General features: G+C 30.0%; 19 protein-coding genes and 1 tRNA gene. All 20 read left to right on the plus strand.

The window, feature by feature from the left end; all coding sequences use genetic code 11:
* The first annotated feature begins 305 nt into the window (after positions 1 to 305).
* The 20 genes from purR (at position 306) to ABDZ93_RS08845 (ending at position 19,744) form a co-directional block, all read left to right on the plus strand.
* A complete protein-coding gene (purR, locus tag ABDZ93_RS08750; RefSeq protein WP_343825596.1) occupies positions 306 to 1,136 on the plus strand; it encodes a pur operon repressor in 831 nt (276 codons plus the stop codon).
* Between the two features lie 95 nt (positions 1,137 to 1,231).
* Positions 1,232 to 1,516, plus strand: a complete 285-nt coding sequence (gene spoVG, locus ABDZ93_RS08755) for a septation regulator SpoVG (RefSeq protein ID WP_035132518.1) — start codon at positions 1,232 to 1,234, stop codon at positions 1,514 to 1,516.
* A gap of 240 nt (positions 1,517 to 1,756) precedes the next feature.
* Entirely contained in the window at positions 1,757 to 3,127 is a 1,371-nt protein-coding gene (gene glmU / locus ABDZ93_RS08760; protein ID WP_343825599.1) for a bifunctional UDP-N-acetylglucosamine diphosphorylase/glucosamine-1-phosphate N-acetyltransferase GlmU, read from the plus strand.
* A gap of 21 nt (positions 3,128 to 3,148) precedes the next feature.
* Positions 3,149 to 4,108 (plus strand): ribose-phosphate diphosphokinase, encoded by a 960-nt coding sequence (locus tag ABDZ93_RS08765; RefSeq protein ID WP_343825601.1) that lies wholly within the window; start codon positions 3,149 to 3,151, stop codon positions 4,106 to 4,108.
* 253 nt (positions 4,109 to 4,361) lie between these two features.
* A complete protein-coding gene (locus tag ABDZ93_RS08770) occupies positions 4,362 to 5,048 on the plus strand; it encodes a response regulator (protein ID WP_343825603.1) in 687 nt (228 codons plus the stop codon).
* A complete protein-coding gene (locus tag ABDZ93_RS08775) occupies positions 5,049 to 6,473 on the plus strand; it encodes a sensor histidine kinase (protein WP_343825604.1) in 1,425 nt (474 codons plus the stop codon).
* A gap of 33 nt (positions 6,474 to 6,506) precedes the next feature.
* Positions 6,507 to 7,640 carry a S1C family serine protease gene (locus tag ABDZ93_RS08780; RefSeq protein ID WP_343825606.1) on the plus strand — a complete coding sequence of 378 codons (1,134 nt, stop codon included), beginning with the start codon at positions 6,507 to 6,509 and terminating at the stop codon, positions 7,638 to 7,640.
* A 274-nt stretch (positions 7,641 to 7,914) separates the two neighbouring features.
* Positions 7,915 to 8,484, plus strand: a complete 570-nt coding sequence (gene pth, locus ABDZ93_RS08785; RefSeq protein WP_343825607.1) for an aminoacyl-tRNA hydrolase — start codon at positions 7,915 to 7,917, stop codon at positions 8,482 to 8,484.
* Positions 8,485 to 8,507: 23 nt separating this feature from the next.
* On the plus strand, positions 8,508 to 12,023 hold the full coding sequence (gene mfd, locus ABDZ93_RS08790; protein ID WP_343825609.1) for a transcription-repair coupling factor: 3,516 nt from the start codon (positions 8,508 to 8,510) through the stop codon (positions 12,021 to 12,023).
* Between the two features lie 86 nt (positions 12,024 to 12,109).
* Positions 12,110 to 13,111, plus strand: a complete 1,002-nt coding sequence (locus ABDZ93_RS08795; protein ID WP_343825610.1) for a peptidylprolyl isomerase — start codon at positions 12,110 to 12,112, stop codon at positions 13,109 to 13,111.
* A 147-nt stretch (positions 13,112 to 13,258) separates the two neighbouring features.
* Positions 13,259 to 13,807 carry a stage V sporulation protein T gene (gene spoVT / locus ABDZ93_RS08800; protein WP_343825612.1) on the plus strand — a complete coding sequence of 183 codons (549 nt, stop codon included), beginning with the start codon at positions 13,259 to 13,261 and terminating at the stop codon, positions 13,805 to 13,807.
* Positions 13,808 to 14,012: 205 nt separating this feature from the next.
* A complete protein-coding gene (locus ABDZ93_RS08805; protein ID WP_343825614.1) occupies positions 14,013 to 15,548 on the plus strand; it encodes a putative polysaccharide biosynthesis protein in 1,536 nt (511 codons plus the stop codon).
* Positions 15,549 to 15,565: 17 nt separating this feature from the next.
* Positions 15,566 to 17,029: a bifunctional methyltransferase/pyrophosphohydrolase YabN gene (gene yabN, locus ABDZ93_RS08810; RefSeq protein ID WP_343825616.1), complete on the plus strand. Its 1,464-nt coding sequence runs from the start codon at positions 15,566 to 15,568 to the stop codon at positions 17,027 to 17,029.
* 110 nt (positions 17,030 to 17,139) lie between these two features.
* Positions 17,140 to 17,415, plus strand: a complete 276-nt coding sequence (locus ABDZ93_RS08815) for an HU family DNA-binding protein (protein ID WP_343825617.1) — start codon at positions 17,140 to 17,142, stop codon at positions 17,413 to 17,415.
* A 106-nt stretch (positions 17,416 to 17,521) separates the two neighbouring features.
* Positions 17,522 to 17,782 (plus strand): RNA-binding S4 domain-containing protein, encoded by a 261-nt coding sequence (locus ABDZ93_RS08820; protein ID WP_343825619.1) that lies wholly within the window; start codon positions 17,522 to 17,524, stop codon positions 17,780 to 17,782.
* Positions 17,783 to 17,859: 77 nt separating this feature from the next.
* Positions 17,860 to 18,156: a sporulation protein YabP gene (yabP, locus tag ABDZ93_RS08825; RefSeq protein ID WP_343825621.1), complete on the plus strand. Its 297-nt coding sequence runs from the start codon at positions 17,860 to 17,862 to the stop codon at positions 18,154 to 18,156.
* A 7-nt stretch (positions 18,157 to 18,163) separates the two neighbouring features.
* Positions 18,164 to 18,556: a spore cortex biosynthesis protein YabQ gene (yabQ, locus tag ABDZ93_RS08830; RefSeq protein WP_343825623.1), complete on the plus strand. Its 393-nt coding sequence runs from the start codon at positions 18,164 to 18,166 to the stop codon at positions 18,554 to 18,556.
* Positions 18,557 to 18,682: 126 nt separating this feature from the next.
* Positions 18,683 to 18,949, plus strand: a complete 267-nt coding sequence (locus ABDZ93_RS08835; protein ID WP_343825625.1) for an FtsB family cell division protein — start codon at positions 18,683 to 18,685, stop codon at positions 18,947 to 18,949.
* An 81-nt stretch (positions 18,950 to 19,030) separates the two neighbouring features.
* Complete coding sequence (locus ABDZ93_RS08840; RefSeq protein ID WP_343825627.1) at positions 19,031 to 19,447, plus strand: S1 domain-containing RNA-binding protein; 417 nt, start codon at positions 19,031 to 19,033, stop codon at positions 19,445 to 19,447.
* 208 nt (positions 19,448 to 19,655) lie between these two features.
* A tRNA-Leu gene (locus ABDZ93_RS08845) sits at positions 19,656 to 19,744 on the plus strand.
* The last annotated feature ends 2 nt before the right edge of the window (positions 19,745 to 19,746 follow it).

Here is a 19,746-nt window from a genome sequence, read left to right on the forward strand (position 1 = left end):
ATTCGTGGTATGATTTTACATATGCATTTATCATTAGAGGTAAATAAGGATAGTTTTTTAGTGTTTCTTATTAGGTTCACAGGAGTTACTTTTGTTAGTATGTTTATTAATATGGCTATCTATTTTAACAGAATAATTAATTGATTAAATTTATATTAAGGCTTATATAGAGTTAATTCATGTTATTTTATATATTATATTGAAGAAAATAAAAAAAGTAATTGTAATATAGTAATAAAACATATAGAATAAATGTGAACAATAAAGGTAAAAATAAAGATAAAATTCGGGAAGGTATAGTTTGTATGGAGAAAATTAAACATAAATTTAATAGAAACCAAAGGGTTATTGGTATAACTAAAGTTTTAACTGAAAATCCTAATAAGGTTATAACTTTAAATTTATTTACAGAGAAATTTAATGCAGCAAAATCTACTATTAGCGAAGATATAGTTATAGTTAGGGAAGTAATAGAAGGTTTATCTATGGGAAAGATAGAAACAGTAGCAGGTGCTGCTGGTGGAATAAGATTTATCAATGAAAAGTCTAACGAAGACAAAAAACAGTTTTTGGAAGATTTGTGTGAAGCATTAAGACAACAATCTAGAGTTGTTCCAGGTAATTTTTTATATATAACGGATATAGCATATAATCCAAGTATTATTCAAAATTCAGCTATAATATTAGCTAGTAAATTTAAAGACATGAATGTGGATTATGTAGTTACAATAGAAACTAAAGGTATTCCATTAGGTTATGAGGTTGCAAAACAATTAGGAGTCCAGCTTGTTACAGTACGTCATGACACTAAATATACAGAAGGTACTACAGTAAGTATAAATTATGCTTCTGGTTCAAGTAATAGACTTCAAACTATGACATTATCAACAAAGTCTATGAAGAGAAATAGCAGGTGTGTATTTGTAGATGACTTTATGAGAGGTGGAGGAACTGCAAAGGGTATTAAAGAACTTTTAAGTGAATTTGATAGTGAATTATTAGGTAGTGGTTTTTTAATAGATAATGTAGAAGTTGAGGATAAACTAGTGGATGATTATATTTCATTAGTAAATTTTTATGGCATTGGAGAAGATGGAATTGCAATTGTTAGTCCATCTAGTGAAAAAAACAAGTAAACTGCAAATAAAATGGAAAATCTTTCGACAAATAGAAGGAATTACATTGTCTTAGTAGAATAATACATGAAAGCACATCTTGGAGGTGGAATTTCATGATAATTACAGACGTTAGAATTAGAAAGATTACCACAGAAGGAAAAATGAAGGCTATAGTATCTATAACTTTAGATAATGAATTCGTGGTTCATGACATCAAAATAATTGAGGGTCAAAGTGGTAATTTTATAGCTATGCCTAGTAGAAGAACTCCTGATGGAGAATTTAAGGATATAGCTCACCCAATTAATACAGAAACAAGAGAGAAAATTCAAAAATCTATACTTGACGAGTATGAAAAAGTTAAAAATGAAGAGCAAGTAGAAGATGAAATAGTCTAGTTATAAAAAGGAGCGTAGCACTCCTTTTTATTTTGTGTATAGTTAATACATATTTTTATGTAAAAAATATACTTTGGTTGAAAAAGTGTAACAGTTTCAATATAATAGTATAGAAGTAGTATATAAATATAATAAATATGATAGATTAATATTGAAGTTTTAAGAAATATTAGTATTAAAGTATAATAGAATGATTTAATAAGAAAGATTAATTACATTTTAAATGAAGAGGTGTATGAATTGTATAAATGTGCTATAATCCTTGCCGCTGGCGAAGGTAAAAGAATGAAATCTAATACTCCTAAGGTTCTACACAGAGTTTGTGGAAAAGAAATGATAAACCATGTTATAGATAACATAAGAAAGTCTGGAGTAGAAGAAGTAAGTGTGGTTATTGGAAAAGGTGCTGATAAAGTTAGGAAAGGCACTGAAAGTAGAAATATTTTCTACTCAGTTCAAGAAGAACAATTAGGTACTGGTCATGCAGTAATGTGTGCAGAAGAATTTTTAAAAGGTAAAAAAGGATCAGTAGCAATATTTGTTGGAGATGGTCCTTTAATAACGGAAGAGACAGTAACAAAACTTACTAAATATCATGAGGAACAAAAATGTAGTGCCACAATATTGACATCTATAATGAGCAATCCTCTAAAGTATGGAAGAATAATTAGAAATACTCAAGGAGAAGTAGAGAAGATTGTAGAATTTAAGGATTGTAATGAAGAAGAAGTAAAGGTTAATGAAATTAACTCAGGTATGTATTGTTTTGATATAGATACATTATTAAATACTTTAGGTAAACTTAATAATAACAATAATCAAGGTGAGTATTACTTAACAGATGTAATAGAAATACTAAAAAGTGAAGATAAGAAAGTTGGAGCTATTGCTGTTGATGTAGAAGAAATTACAGCAGTAAATTCAAAGGAAGAACTTTCAGTTGCAAATGATATAATGAGAAGTAGAATAAATAGAGGGCATATGGATAATGGTGTTATAATTATGGATCCTAGAAACACTTATATAGAGTGTGACGTAATTATAGGTCAAGATACAGTTATATATCCAGGAAATGTTATAGAAGGAACTACAGTAATAGGTGAAAATTGTGTATTATACTCAAATAACAGAATAACTAATGGTATAATTGGTGATGATGTAACTGTAGAAAATTCTGTAGTACTAAATAGTAAAATTGGAGATAATACTACAGTTGGACCTTTTGCGTATATTAGACCGGAAACAACTATAGGTAACAATGCAAGAATAGGTGATTTTGTAGAAATTAAAAAATCATCAATAGGTGATGGAACTAAGGTATCCCATTTAACCTATATAGGAGATGCTGAAGTGGGAGAAAAATGTAATTTTGGATGCGGAACTGTTGTAGTTAATTATGATGGAAAAGCAAAATACAAAACTACAATTGGAAACAATGTATTTATAGGATGTAATACTAACCTAGTATCACCAGTTGAAGTAGAAGATAATACTTATATTGCAGCTGGATCAACAATAACCGAAAAAGTACCAGAGGGCTCTTTAGCTATAGCAAGAGCTAGGCAAATTAATAAAGAGAACTGGGTATATGATAAAAATAAAAACAAATAAAATTTTAGGAGGACTACATAAATGATAAGCCATGGAAGAAACATTAAAATCTTTGCAGGAAACTCTTATCCTGAATTAGCTGCTGATATTGCAAATCGATTAGGGCTTTCTGTTGGAGAAAGTCAAGTTACTACTTTTAGTGATGGTGAGATTGCAGTAAACATTGGAGAAACTGTTAGAGGGCTTGACGTATTTGTTATACAACCAACTAGTGCCCCAGTAAACAATAATTTAATGGAACTTTTAATTATGGTTGATGCCCTTAAGAGAGCATCAGCAGGAAGAATAACTGCAGTTATTCCTTACTATGGATATGCACGTCAAGACAGAAAGGCAAAGGCTAGAGATCCAATTACAGCAAAATTAGTTGCTGATCTAATTACAGCAGCAGGAGCAGATAGAGTTTTAACTATGGACTTACATGCAGCTCAAATACAAGGATATTTCAATATTCCAGTAGACAATTTAGTGGGTTCACCAATACTAAGTGATTACTTTATTGAAAAAGGTTTTAAAGATTGTGATGATGTAGTAGTAGTTTCACCAGATCTTGGTAGTGTTACAAGAGCGAGAAAATTTGCTGATAAATTAAATGCTCCAATAGCTATTATAGATAAGAGAAGACCAAAGGCTAATGTAGCTGAAGTTATGAATATAATCGGTGAGGTAAAAGGTAAAAAGGTCATATTAATAGACGATATGATAGACACAGCTGGAACTATTTGTAATGGTGCTAATGCTTTAGTTAAAATGGGTGCTACAGAAGTGTATGCTTGTTGTTCACATGCTGTACTTTCTGGCCCAGCTTTAGAAAGGCTAGAAGCATCAGTTATAAAAGAGTTAGTTATGCTTGATAGTATTCATTTACCACAAGAAAAAATGCTTGATAAGATAAAGATATTATCTATAGCACCTTTATTTGCAGAAGCTATTAGAAGAATATATGAAGAAGTTTCTGTAAGTAAGCTTTTTGAAGAATAATATTATATGTATTTATCTTAAGTTTAGATAGTGATTTAGTTTTATTTAGGGGAGGAAGTTTTTCTTCCCCTATTTTTTAGCACAAAAAGGAATATTTTCACTATAACTTTATAAATATTTTGTTAAAAATATTAATTTTAACGAGAAAATACTTGGACTTAAAGTTATTGTTATATAATATTATAAAAGATATTATGTAGAAATTATATTCGTAAATTAAATAAAATATCTTAAGTATTTAGGAGGGATATCAATGGAAGGTAATTTAGGAAAGATATTAGTTGTTGATGATGATAAAAATATATGTGAAGTAATAAAGATGTATTTGGAGAATTCGGGATACCATGTTAAAGTGGCAAATGATGGAAGAGAAGCTCAAGAAGCGTTTACTAGTTACAAACCTGATTTAGTGCTTTTAGATGTTATGTTACCATATCTAGATGGTATAGATGTATTAAAGTGGATAAGAAGGGATAGTGAAACACCAGTTATAATGATAACAGCAAAAGGAGAAACTTTTGATAAAGTTTTAGGACTTGAGCTTGGAGCAGATGATTATATAGTTAAACCTTTTGAACCTAAGGAACTTATGGCTAGAGTTAAAGCTGTTTTAAGAAGATATACTGCAGAGGGTGATAGTAAAGAAACATTAACCTTTGATAATTTAATTATAGACATAAATTCATATAATGTAACATACAAGGGGCAAGAAATTAAAATGCCACCTAAAGAATTTGAATTATTACATTTCTTAGCAAGTAATAAAAACAGAGTATTTACAAGAGAACAACTGCTTTGTGAAGTGTGGGGATATGATTATCCAGGAGATTCAAGAACTGTAGATGTTCACGTAAAGAGATTAAGAGAAAAAGTAGCAGGAGGAGATAACTGGCAGTTAGAAACTGTTTGGGGAGTTGGATATAAGTTTGAGGTGAAATAAATGGTGAAAAATAGCTTGTTTTCTAAAATGGTTGTTACTTACACCATTATAATTACAGTAAGCTTTACTATTTTAGCTGCATTTCTTTCCTTTTGGTTTCAAGATTATTTTATAAAGACAAGGCAAGAACAACTTAATACTCAGATAAGTGCAATTGGAAGTATGGCAGGGGAGTATTTAAATACTACCTCATCACATGAGGAATTAACCAAAAATATGAAAAATATGTCATCATATATGGATGAAGACATAGTTCTTGTAGATAGTAAAGGATATGTTTACTCAGTTACTGCTATTAAATATGAGCCCCTTATGGGGAAACAGATTTTTCATGATAAGCTGGAAAATATAAAGAATAGTGACTATATAGATGCTTTTAATGACTATGGCGTCTATATGGATGAGAAAATATACGTTATGGTGGAAGATTTAAAAGATGCTAAAGATCAATCTATAGGAGTGGCTTTAATTAGTGGAACAACAGATGTTTTAGATAAATCGCTTTCTAATGTTTATCAAATTATTTGGCTATCTGCAGTGTTTGCTGTAATTGCTTCTTGTATTGTAATTTATTATTTTTCTCAAAAAATGATAGTTAACCCACTATCAGAAATGAGTGGAGTTGCAAGAAAAATAGCTCAAGGGGATGTAGATAAGAGAGTTGAAATTCACTCCGATGATGAAATGGAGGAGTTTGCAAATGCATTTAATGTGATGGCAGATTCCCTACAAAAGGTAGAACAAAATAGAAAAGAATTTATTTCAAATGTTTCTCATGAGTTAAGATCTCCAATGACATCTATAAAAGGATTTATAGGTGGAATTTTAGATGGAGTAGTTCCTGATGAAAAACATAAGTATTATTTAAATATAACCTATGAAGAAATACAGAGACTAACAAGACTTATAAATGATTTATTAGATTTATCAACAGTTGAATCTGGAACTTATAAGCTAGATAAGGTACCAGTGGATATTAATGAAATAGTTAGGATATGTATATTAAGAAATGAAAATAGAATAAGAAATAAAAATTTAGATGTACAGGTATTTTTTGAAGGAAGCGAACTTTGGGTACTTACAGATGAGGATAAGATAACACAAGTTGTAACTAACCTTTTAGATAATGCTATTAAATATGGAAAAGAAGATGGATTGATAAAAATATCCTGTAGAAAAAAAGGTAAGAAGGCTAATATATCAATCTTTAATGAGGGGCCTAATATAGATGAAGAAGATATTAAACATATCTGGGAAAGGTTCTATAAAGGTGATAAATCAAGAACACAGAAAGTGAGTACAGGACTTGGACTTTCTATAGTTAAAAAGATTGTTAGTTTACATGATGAAGAAATATGGGCATGTAATAAAGAAAATGGAGTTGAATTTATATTTACTCTACAGTTAGCTAAAAAGAGTATGTAATAATCTTAAGAAACTAAGAGAAAGGAGGCTATTATGAGCAATTTTAATGATGAGTACAAAGATGTTAAAGCAAGGATTACCTTTAATAAAATTAAGAAAAAGCGCAGAGGCAAAATTGTTGTAATTACTATATTTTGTTTATTTATAGCCTCCTTAGGTGGGGCTGTCACAGCTTTAGTTATGAATACTGAAAAAGAAAATTATTATGTTCAGGGTAATGATGATGATAAAGATACAGAAGTTAATACAACTAATTCAAAGTTTCAATCAGCTGCTGAAAGAGTATCTCAATCGGTTGTTTCAGTTATTAAGGTTATTACGGATGATAAGTGTACAAAAGAAACTAATGTAGGAGTAGGAATTGTCATAGAAAATGGACAGTATGTTATAACTAGCTATTTAGGTATTGAGGATGCAACTAGTGTTAAAGTAAAGTTACACAATGATATTGTATATAATGCGTCTATTGTAGGATTTGATAGTATTTATGACATTGCTATGATTAAAATAAATGGTGAATCATTAAAACCCATGACTATAGCTAAAAATTCTACTAAGGTTGAAAAGGGTGACAAAGTTATTAGTGTAGGAAATCCGTTAGGTAAATCCTTTAATGAAAACATAGAGGTAAGCACGGTGTTAAATACTAGAGAGAATATAGTATTTAAAAATAGAGAAACTAAAGTATCTGAATCTTTAAGAATGATAAAGACGTCGGTTGTTCCTAAGTTTATTAATACTGGAGCAGCTTTATGCAACTTGGATGGAGAGCTTATAGGAGTAAATAATACTTCTATGACATATCATAATGAATTTTTGAAAAATAGTTTCTATATTTCTGCTGAGGATCTAGAACCTATTGCCTATGGTATTTTAGATAAGCAGGATTCTCTTATTAACCATATGGGAGTCTATGGCGAAGAAGCTATTTCGCAAAGTGAAAATGGTATTGATGGAGTATATGCAAAGGAAGTTACTAGAAATGGCTTGGCTTATGAAGCTGGAATCAGACCTACAGATATAATTATAGAAGTAAATGGTGTGAAAGTTAATACTGTCAGTGATATAAATTCTATAATGAGTAAGTTTAAAAATGGAGATACAATAAAATACACAGTATTCAAAAATGGTGATTATGTTGATTTTGAAATAAAAATTCCAGAGTAATATATAAAAAGTAGCATTTAAGGATGCTACTTTTGTTTTTAGGGAAAACTTCTAGTATAATAGTCAAAGAAGATTATTTTTATCCGATGACTACCAGCTCTGATACTCCCATCTTCTTCAAAGTGGGAGTAAAGAGCGGCTACGTCCCTGGATAACGATTTCTAAGCTTCAGTGGGAGTAAAAACTCCCTCTGAAGCAAAGAACTCTGTTTATAGAAAATAATAGTTTATTATATAGAAAGTTATTGATGTTATAAAATATTTTGGAGGTTATTATGTATTTAGTTGTAGGATTAGGAAACCCAGGAGATAGGTATGATAAAACAAGACATAATGTAGGTTTTGATGTAGTTGATATGTGTGAAAAAAAGTATAACTTTAGTATAAATAGGACAAAATTTAAAGGAGTATACGGTGAGAGCAGTATAGCTAATGAAAAGGTTATATTTTTAAAACCTCAAACTTATATGAATTTAAGTGGTGAAAGTGTTAGAAGTATAATTGACTTTTATAAAATACCAGTGGAAAATATTATAGTTGTATACGATGATATTAGTCTAGAAGTTGGAAGGCTTAGAATAAAGGGAAAAGGAAGTGCAGGCGGTCACAATGGTATTAAGAATATAATTGCTCATTTGGGTACTGATAGTTTCTCGAGGATTAAAGTTGGAATTGGACAGCCAACCTATGATTTAGTTGAATTTGTTACAGGAAGATTTTCCAATGAGGATAGAGAGATTGTAGAAAAATCCTTTGAGGCAGCTGTAGATGCAGTAGCAGTAATCATAGGTGAAGGAATTAATCAAGCTATGAATAAATTTAATTCTTTTAATGCAGGAAAGTAGTAAATAGTTTAAGAGGTGATATTTTGAGACTAAAAGGAGTAATGACACCTTTAAAGTTAAGTAGTGAATATAAAGATATAAAGAGATACATAGATGAAGAAAAGTATCCATTAGGCATACATGGCCTTTCAGAATCTGGTAAGAGCTACTTGTTATATGGTGTTTATGAAGATATAGAAAAAAGTATGCTGGTGCTAACTCATAATGATATGGAAGCTAAAAATATATATGAGGATCTTAGCTTTTATTGTAACGATGTATATTATTTTCCTACAAGGGAAGTTACTTTTTACAATGTAGAAGCTGTATCTGGAGATTTGAGATGGGAGAGACTGAAGGTATTAAATAAGATTCTTCAAGAGGAAAGAAATATTGTTGTAACCTCTATAGAGGCTTTAGCAGCATCTTATGCTCCTGTAGAGCTATTCAAGAAGTTTTTATTTGAAATTTCTTTAGGGAGCACAGTAGATATAAGGGAACTGAGTGAAAAGCTTGTACAGTGTGGTTACGAAAGGTGTAGTGTTGTAGAAAATATAGGTCAATTTTCAGTTAGAGGGGGGATTATAGATATTTATCCTCCTATTAGTAGCATGCCCTTTAGGATTGAGCTTTTTGATGATGAAGTAGATTCCATAAGAACTTTTAATAAAGATAATCAAAGAAGCATAGATAAAGTAGATAAAATAGAGATATTTCCGGCAAAAGAGATAATTCTTACAGAAGAACTTATAAATCTTGCAAAACAAGAAATTAAAGATGAATTAGATGGAGCCATATCAAGATTTAAAAAATCTAAAGATAGGGATGCCTTAGAAAGAATAAATTCTACAGTTAAGACAAACTTAGAGAGTTTGGAAGAAACTTGGACTTTTGAAACTATTGATAGTTATATTCCTTATTTTTATAAAAATAAAACTACATTTTTAGACTATTTTAAAGATAGTTTAATTGTAGTGGACGATGTAAATAGGTCTATGGGTAAGTTGGATAGTGTATATTTTGAATTTGAGGAGAACTATGAGAACTTTTTAAGCAGAGGTAACATTTTGCCGAAACAAGGAGAGCTACTAATACCTAAAGAAATGATTGAAGAAATTTTAGAAGTAAGCAAAACTATAACTTTGCAGAGTTTAGCAACTACTTCTAAAGTATTAAAACCAAGAAATTTAATATCACTTTCTCAAATTACAATTCATGATTATCATGGACAGTTAGACATGCTTATTGAGGATATCATAGAGAAAAAGAAAAAAGGATATAGAACTTTAATTTTGTCTGGAACAAGAACAAGAGGAGAAAGGTTAATTGATACTTTAAGAGACAGGGGTATAGAAGCTACCTATAAAGATCTAGTTTCTAGCATTCAGCAAGGGGAAGTAGTAGTAACCTTTGGAAGTTCTATTAAAGGTTTTGAGTATCCTGATTTAAAAGTATGTATTATATCAGACTCTGAGGTTTTCGGTCAATCTAAGAGGAAAGCTACAAGAAGAACTACTAAAAAAGGAGCAGGAAAAATAAAAAGCTTTACAGATTTAAAGCTTGGTGATTATGTAGTACATGTAAACCATGGGGTTGGTGTATATAAAGGTATTAACCAATTAGATGTGCAAGGCAATAAAAAAGATTATTTAGTTTTAGAGTATAACTCAGGAGATACTTTATATGTTCCTGTAGAACAATTAGATTTAGTACAAAAATATATTGGTAGTGAAGGTAAATCACCAAAAATAAACAAACTTGGTGGAAGTGAATGGGCAAAGGCTAGGAGTAAAGTAAAAAAATCTGTGGAAGATATTGCTGAAGATTTAGTTAAGCTTTATGCTATTAGAAATACACTAAAAGGTCATAAATATGCGAAGGACACCCCTTGGCAAAGTCAGTTCGAAGGAGAATTTCCATATGAGGAAACTCCAGACCAGTTAACTGCAATAGAGGATATAAAAATAGATATGGAAAGCGACAAACCTATGGATAGGCTTCTTTGTGGGGATGTTGGATATGGGAAAACAGAAGTTGCTCTTAGAGCTGCATTTAAGTGTGTTATGGATGGAAAACAGGTAGCTATATTAGTACCTACTACTATACTAGCAGAGCAGCACTATAAAAATATGTTAAAAAGGTTTTCAGATTTTCCTATCAAAATAGGAATGATTAGTAGATTTAGAACAGCTTCTCAAGTCAAAGAAACTTTAAATGCTCTAAGAGAAGGAAATTTAGATATTATAGTAGGAACTCATAAGTTGTTGCAAAAGAGTGTAGTATTTAAAGACTTAGGTTTATTAATTGTAGACGAAGAGCAAAGATTTGGTGTTAGTCACAAGGAAAAGATAAAGGAAATAAAGAAAAACATAGATGTATTAACTTTAAGTGCTACTCCTATTCCTAGAACCCTACACATGTCTTTAACAGGAGTAAGGGATATAAGTATAATAGAAACTCCTCCTGAGGAGAGATATCCTATTCAAACCTATGTTGTAGAATTTAATGATCAACTTATAAGAGATGCGATAATTAGAGAAATGAATAGGGGAGGACAAGTATTTTTTGTATATAATAGAGTTGAAACCATAAGTGATATGGCAACGTATTTACAAAAGCTAGTGCCAGAAGCTAGAGTTGCTATAGGTCATGGTCAGATGACTGAAAGAGAATTAGAAAAGGTAATTATAGATTTTGTAGATAAAAAATATGATATACTTTTAAGTACAACTATAGTAGAGACTGGTATAGATATTCAGAATGCAAATACTATGATAATTGCAAATGCAGATAAGATGGGATTATCTCAACTATATCAATTAAGGGGAAGAGTAGGAAGAACAAATAGGATAGCATATGCTTATTTTACTTACACCAAGGATAAGGTTCTGACAGAAGTTGCAGAAAAAAGATTAAAGGCCATAAAAGATTTTACAGAATTAGGTTCAGGATTAAAGATAGCTATGAGAGATTTAGAAATAAGAGGTGCAGGGAATATAATGGGAGCAGCTCAATGTGGCCATATGTCTGCTGTAGGATATGACTTATATTGTAGAATGCTTGAAGATGCTGTAAGTCTTGTAAAAGGTGAAGTAGACAAGGAACCTATTGAAACTACAGTGGAAATGAAAATTGATGCATATATTCCAAGTAACTATATACAGGATGAAACTCAAAAAATCCAAGTATATAAAAAGATTGCGTCTATTGAATCCTATGAACATATGTTAGATGTTATTGAGGAGATTGAAGATAGATACTCTAATATTCCAAACAGTGTTTATAATTTAATGAATATAGCATATTTAAAGGCTATTGCTAGAGAAATTGGAGTTTTAGAAATAAAGGATACTGGAATTCAAGTGCAAATAACATTTAAAGATAAATCCTACTTAACTTCAGAAATGGTAAAATATATATTAGACAATTATAAAAGACAAATCACATTTAAAATGGGAGATGTTCCAGTTTTGGTGTATAAGAGTAAGGATATGAATAAAAAGGAGCTATTAGATAAACTTATAAATATTATTAAGGATTTATCAACAAAGAGTAAATAGATTTAGCTACTATTTATTTAATAGTATTTATATGGTAAAATTAGATAGCAATATTAACTAAAAAAAACCGAATGGAGGATAATAAATTGATAAAATTAAAGAAGATTTTAGCAGGTCTAATGGCATCCACTCTAATGTTTTCAGCAGTAGGTTGTGGAATGATAGAAAAAACTGAAGAAGGTATTAGTAAAACGGTAGTTGCTAAGGTTTATAAAGAAAAGATTACCTTAGGAGAAGTGGACAGTAAGTTAGCCACAGTTTATGAGCAAGTAAAGGCTCAGTATGGAGAAAACTATAAAGAAAATTCAGAAGCAATGGAATATATAAAGCAACAAAGATTAAGCATGCTTGATACTATGGTTAATGATATTATTATAAAAAATAATGGCGAAAAGCTTAAAGTAGTGCCTTCTGATGAAGAAGTTCAGACTAAGTCTAAAGAAAAACTTGATGAGATAAAGAAGTCATTTAAATCGGATGAAGAGTATAAAAATGCCCTTAAAGCAGCTGGAGTTACAGAAGAGAGCTTTTTAGAAGAATTAAAACCAGCAATAATATCTAATGCTGTATATGAAGAGGTAGTTAAGGATGTTGCTGTAACAGATGAGGAAATAAAGACTTATTATGATAGCAATCAAAATTTATATACTGAAAGTCCTAATAAAGTCAAACCAGCTCACATATTAGTTAAGACAGAAGAAGAGGCTAAAGACATAATTGCAAGATTAGATAAGGGAGAAGATTTCGCTAAGCTTGCTGCTGAAAAAGGTACAGATGCTACAAAAGATAAAGGTGGAGATTTAGGCTGGATTGAATATACCAGCAATCAGTATGATAAAACTTTCTTAATGTCAGCTATAAGCCTTAAGAAAGATGAATATACTAAAACACCTGTATCAACTAAATTTGGATTCCATGTTATAAAGTGCTTAGATAAAGAAGAATATCCTGTTAGACCATTAGAAGAAGTTAAAGAAGATGTTAAGGACGTTCTATTAGAACAAAATAAATATAATAAGTGGGTAGAAACGGTAACTGCTTGGCAAAAGGATGCAAACATAAAATTATATGAAGATAAATTAAGTTAATCATTAGTAAAAATAAGGTTAATGTCATATTTGGCATTAATCTTTTTTATTTTTTATTAATGAAAAAATTTCTAGGATGTATAAAATTTGAGTTAAGAAGGATAATAATAGCATTAATACTATTTACATAAATAAGGAGGATATTTAATGAAAGCTACAGGAATAGTAAGAAGAATAGATGACTTAGGCCGTGTTGTAATACCAAAAGAAATAAGAAGGACATTAAGAATTAGAGAAGGAGATCCACTGGAAATATTTACGGATAGGGAAGGGGGAGTTATATTAAAAAAATATTCCCCAATAGAAGAATTGAGTGAATTTTCTAAGGAGTATAGCGAGGCGCTACATCAAACTATTGGTAATATAATTATAATTTGTGATAAAGACTCAGTTATAGCTGTAAGTGGTGGGGCAAAGAAAGATTATTTAGATAAAAAGATTAGTAATGAAGTAGATAAAATTATGGAAATGCGTAAGGCTACTCTTCTAGATAAGAACTCACAGGGACTAATACCTATATGTGACGGAGAGTCAGTAGATGAATATACAACACAAGTTGTAGCACCAATAATTGCAGAAGGAGATACAGTAGGAACAGTAATCATAGTTTCAAAAGAAAATGTGAAGTTTGGAGACTTAGAGTTAAAGCTTGCAGAAACGGCAGCTTCATTTTTAGGAAAACAAATGGAACAATAGATGCTTAAAAGCATAATTATATTTAATGTAAAATTAAATAAGGAATATATAGTTATTGCCATAAGATTGATAATAATTCACATCTTATGGCATTTTATTTTATTACTGGAGAAGTTAAAGTTACTTAGATATTATATGCATTAAGTAATAAAATGTTTCACCCTAAAATACTTATTAATTATACAAAGTATTTTGAGGAGGAAGTATGAAAAAACAATCGCTTTTAAAAGGAACTATGATTTTAGGAATAGCTACGATTTTTGCACGATTTCTAGGTTTGTTTTTTAGAATACCAATACAAGGTTTAATTGGGGATCAAGGGATGGGATATTATCAGATGTCATACCCTCTATATATGACTTTTGTAGCAATAGCTTCAGGAGTACCTATTGCTATGTCAAAATTAATATCAGAGTATAATGCTCGTAATGATACTAATGCTGTTAGACAGGTACTTAAGGACACGCTTAAAATAATGATTCCCCTTGGGGTAATAATATCATTTTTGATGTTATACTTTGGAGATAGTATTATAAATATCTTAAGGTGGGATAAGAAGTCATATCATTCCTTTATGATTATATCCATAGCACCTATATTTGTATGTATTATGTGTACATTAAAGGGCTATTTTCAAGGACTTCAAAACATGAATAATACAGCAATATCTCAAATTATAGAACAGATAGGTAGAGTTGTTTTTGGGGTGGTAGGTGCATATTTATTACTTCCTAAGGGGATTGAATATGCAGCAGCGGGAGCAGCTTTTGGAACAGTAGCTGGGGGCGCATTTGGAAGTGTTTACCTGGTGATTAAATATTTATTTGTTAGACCAAAGTCTTATAAATTAAAGGTAAAAAGAAACAATAAAATACTATCAAACTTAGCTCAAGCAGCATTTCCTATATCAGTAGGAGCGGCAGTTGGAACAATTATGTCTTTAATTGATTCTATAATAGTACCTCATAGACTTTTATTAGCTGGGTATACAATTCAAGAGAGTGCTATATTATATGGTCAATTTACAGGTAAGGCCATGACTCTTCAAAATATACCATTGGCCCTTTCTATTGCACTATGCTCAGCTTTAGTACCTATAGTATCAGAGGTGTATTCTATGCATAATCAAAATGAATTATACAGAAGGGTAAATATGGTATTTAAATTATCTTTTGTTATAGGTATTCCAAGCGCTTTAGGATTATTTTATCTTTCAAGGCCTATTATGGGACTAGTGTTTATGGGAGATGTAGCTGGACATGAAATACTTAAATTATTATCTTTATCAATACCATTAATTATAGTAACACAGACTACTACATCACTTTTACAAAGCTGTGGTAGATATATGAAACCAATATATTATCTTGGAATAGGGTGTATATTTAAAGTAGTTATTACCTATGCTTTAGTAAGTAATCCTCAATTTAATATATATGGAGCAATAATTGGAAGTATAGTAGGATATGCAGTAACTAGCGTTTTGAACCTAGCAGAGGTTAAAAAACTACTAAAAGTAAAGATAAATATATATGAAGTAGTTATAAAACCTTTATTTGTGTCATTAATTATGATAATATCTGTTGTCTTTATATATAATAATGTCTATAATTATACACAGAGTAATGGAATATCATGCTTAATAGCTATTTTCCTTGGCATAATAATATTTGGAATACTATTAATTGTATTTAGAATATTTACTATTGAAGATATAAAGGGAAAGCTTATTAAAAACTAAAAGAGGAGTAGATTCAAATGATTACAGTGGTTGGTTTAGGACCTGGTTCTAAAGAGGCTTTAACCATAGGTGTACTAGAAATTTTGAAAAGTAATAAAAATATATACTTTAGAACAGAAAAACACCCTAATGTTAAATATTTAGAGTCCATGGGTGTAAAGTTTAATACTTATGATAATTTTTATGAAGAATATAATAATTTTGATCATATATATAAGGCAATTGCAGAGGATCTTATAAAAACTTATCAGCAAGAAGGAGACTTAGTATATGCAGTTCCAGGTCATCCCTTAGTTGCAGAAAAATCTGTAACTATATTATTAGAACTCTGCAAGGAGAATGGAATAGAAGCTAGATTGATGCCATCAGTAAGCTTTGTAGATGCAGTTATAGAGAGCTTAAGGATTGATCCAATAGAAGGGGTAAAAATAATAGATGCCTTTGATATAAGGGAACAGGTTATGGATAAGAGATTAGGAGTAATAATAACCCAGGTGTATAATAAATTTATTGCTTCTGAAGTGAAGTTAGCTCTATGTGAATATTATAGTGATGATAGTGATATATACTTTGTAAGAGCAGCAGGCATACAAGGAGAAGAAAGTATAAGAAAAATTAAACTATATGATTTAGATAGACAAGAGGATATTGATTATTTAACTTCCATATATATTCCTAAAGATCTTAAAGGTCCTAAAGATTTTAAGGATTTAATTAATGTGATGTCTACTCTTAGGAGTGAAAATGGATGTATGTGGGACTTAGAACAAACTCATGAATCTTTAAAAAGAGGTTTAATTGAGGAATGTTATGAAGTTATTGAAGCTATAGACGAAATGGACGATAATAAACTTATTGAGGAGTTAGGAGATGTACTTTTTCAAGTAATATTCCACGCTCAAATTGGTAAGGAGGAGGGTTATTTCAACATAAATGATGTAGTAGCAGCTATAACTGAAAAAATGATAAATAGGCATCCACATATATTTTCAGATGTAAGAGTTAAAGATACAGGTGAAATATTAGAGAATTGGGATCAAATCAAAGTTAAAGAAAAGAAATTTACTAGCTATACAGATGAATTAAAACATGTTCCACGATGTATGCCTGGACTTATTAGAGCAGAAAAGGTTCAGAAAAAGGCTGGTAAAGTAGGATTTGATTGGGATGACGTAGAACCAGCTATGGAGAAAGTTTTAGAAGAATTACAAGAGATAAAAGATGTATATAAAACATCAGATATGTCAAAAATACAGGAAGAGGTAGGAGATTTAATCTTTGCCACAGTAAATATTGCAAGACTTCTTGACATTGACCCAGAATTTGCAGTAAATTATACTATAGATAAATTTATAAAACGCTTCCAATTTATTGAGGAATCCGGTATTAAAAAGGGTATTGACATGAAGAAGATGACATTAGAAGAAATGGAAACCCTTTGGAGTGAATCCAAAAAGTATAATTTATCAACAAAAAGATAAATTATTGCAAAAAAAAGAAGGATTCTAGATAACTTGTAAGAATATTGTAAGTATTATTTTATGTAATTAAAATATAAATTACGTAAAATTAACATTAAGGAGGTACTATTGTGAACAAATCAGAATTAATAGGAAAAATGGCTGAAAAGTCAGGACTAACAAAAAAAGATAACGAGGCAGTGTTAAAGGCATTTATAGAGAGCGTTGAAGAAGCTCTTGAAGGTGGAGAGAAGGTTCAACTAGTTGGATTTGGTACTTTTGAAACTAGAGAAAGAGCTGCTAGAGTAGGAAGAAACCCAAGAACAAAAGAAGAAATACAAATACCAGCATCTAAAGTTCCTGTTTTCAAAGTTGGAAAAGAATTTAAAGACATAGTAAATAAATAATTATTTGAAAAAGCCTAGAAATGTTCTGGGTTTTTTCTTCTATTCAAAAGGATACTGGTTAAAGTATAATTTCATTAAAAATTTTATATAATTTAAGGAGGCAACTATGAGATTAGATAAATATTTAAAAGTTTCTAGAATAATCAAACGAAGAACTGTTGCTAAAGATGTATGTGAAAATGGTAGAGTATCCATAAATGGAAAAGTAGCAAAACCAAGTACTACTATAAAAGAAGATGATATCATAGAAATTCAATTTGCAAATCAATTATTAAAAGCAAAAATCATAAATATTGCTAATCATGTAAATAAAGAAGAAGCTAAGAATATGTATGAGATAATCAGTGGAGAAGAGGATAAGGAATAAATAGTAGCATAAAATAGTTTTTAATGAATATATCTTTATAGAAAGCTAATATGTTTTTAAGGTTTAAGGGGGATATTATGGAACCAAATAAAGATATATCATTAGAAAATAAAAAGAGTTTTATTACGTTAGAAAATAGAAAAAAGATGACTTTGGATGGGGTTTTAGAAATATTAAGCTTCAATGATGAACAGATACTTATAATAACTGTGTTGGGAGATATGGATATCAGAGGCGAAGGGTTAAAGATGACCAAGCTAGATGTCCAAAATGGAGATGTGGTAATAACGGGGAAAATATCTTATGTAGTATATACAAGCGAAGAAAAGAGACCAAAGAAGCAAAATAGTATTATTTCTAAAATATTTAGGTGATTAAGTTATGATATTTGATATGGGTAGACAAATAACATTATTTATATTCTCCTTACTTAGTGGAATGCTAGTTGGTATTTTCTTTGATGTATATAGAGTAATAAGAGGCTTTCAAGAGCCTGGAACTATCATAACAGCAATACAGGATATGCTATTCTGGATATTAACTGGTATTATAGTGTTTATTTTTATGATGTATACAAATTATGCTTATATGAGCTTTAATGTATTTGTATATAATTTCATTGGATTATTTATATATTTTAAATTATTTAGTAATATATTTATATTAGGATATGGAAGTATGTTAAATGTTATATTAACTATTTTTAGAGTAATATTTTACTATATTTTCTATCCTATAAGAATTATTTTTAGCAAAATAACAAAAAAAATATAAAATTAATAATATTAAGGGTTGAAGAAAATAAAAATTCAAATTACAATATAACTATAGGTTAATTTGGCTATATGGAAATAAAACCCATGTATATGTTACTATTTGTAATAAGGAAGGAAAATCAATATGAAGAAATTCAGCTTAAAAAAGATAGGTCTTTTACTTATAGCTCTTTACGTAGGCTTTACATTTATAAATCAACAAATAATAATGTTTAGGCAGCATAAAGATATTGATAACTATACTTCAGAGTTACAATCAGCACAAGAGAAGAATCAAAAGTTACAGGATGAGATTAAACTATCACAAGATAGTAGGTATATAGAAAAACTTGCAAGGGAAAAGCTTGGGTTAATTAAAGAAGGAGAATCTCCTGTAGTAGACAGTAAATAAAGTGAAAATTACTATGGCTAATTATTATTAGTTGTAGTATATATAAATTTAAATTATAAATTTAAGGAGGGTCTTTTCAATATGACCTTAAAGGCTGGAAGCATTATAGAAGGTAAAGTAGTTAATATCACAAACTTTGGTGCATTTGTTGAAGTGGAAGGGAAAACAGGCTTAGTTCATATATCGGAAGTATCTGATGTATTTGTTAAGAATGTACATGACCATTTAAAAGAAAATGATGTGGTTAAAGTTAAAGTCATATCTGTAGATGATAATGGTAAGATGAGCTTATCCATAAAACAAGCTGGTACACCTAAAAAATCTTTTAAACCTGTAGATATAGATTGGGAAAAGGAAAAATCTAAAACTACAAGTGCAGGAAGTTTTGAAGATAGGATGTCAAAATTCTTAAAAGATAGTGAAGAAAGATTTCAAGATCTTAAGAAACACCAAGATGGTGGAAAAGGTAGAGGATATAGCAGAAAAGGATATAATTAAGCTTTATACCGAAAGGATTAAAGAGTGCTTTTTAAGCACTCTTATTTATTTTAGTGGAAGTTAAACTAAAACATATATTTTATATATCTAGTTATAACAAGTTAATAAAAAATAAATAAAAAATAGAAAAAAACTATATAAATACTGTTGACATAGTTAATAATATACCATATAATAAATATTGTCGCTGAAAGGTGATGGCAGAAATGCTGGAGTGGCGGAACTGGCAGACGCACAGGACTTAAAATCCTGCGGTGGTTAAACACCGTACCGGTTCGATTCCGGTCTTCAGCACCAAT

Source organism: Clostridium subterminale, assembly GCF_039521425.1.
Taxonomy (GTDB): domain Bacteria; phylum Bacillota; class Clostridia; order Clostridiales; family Clostridiaceae; genus Clostridium_J; species Clostridium_J subterminale.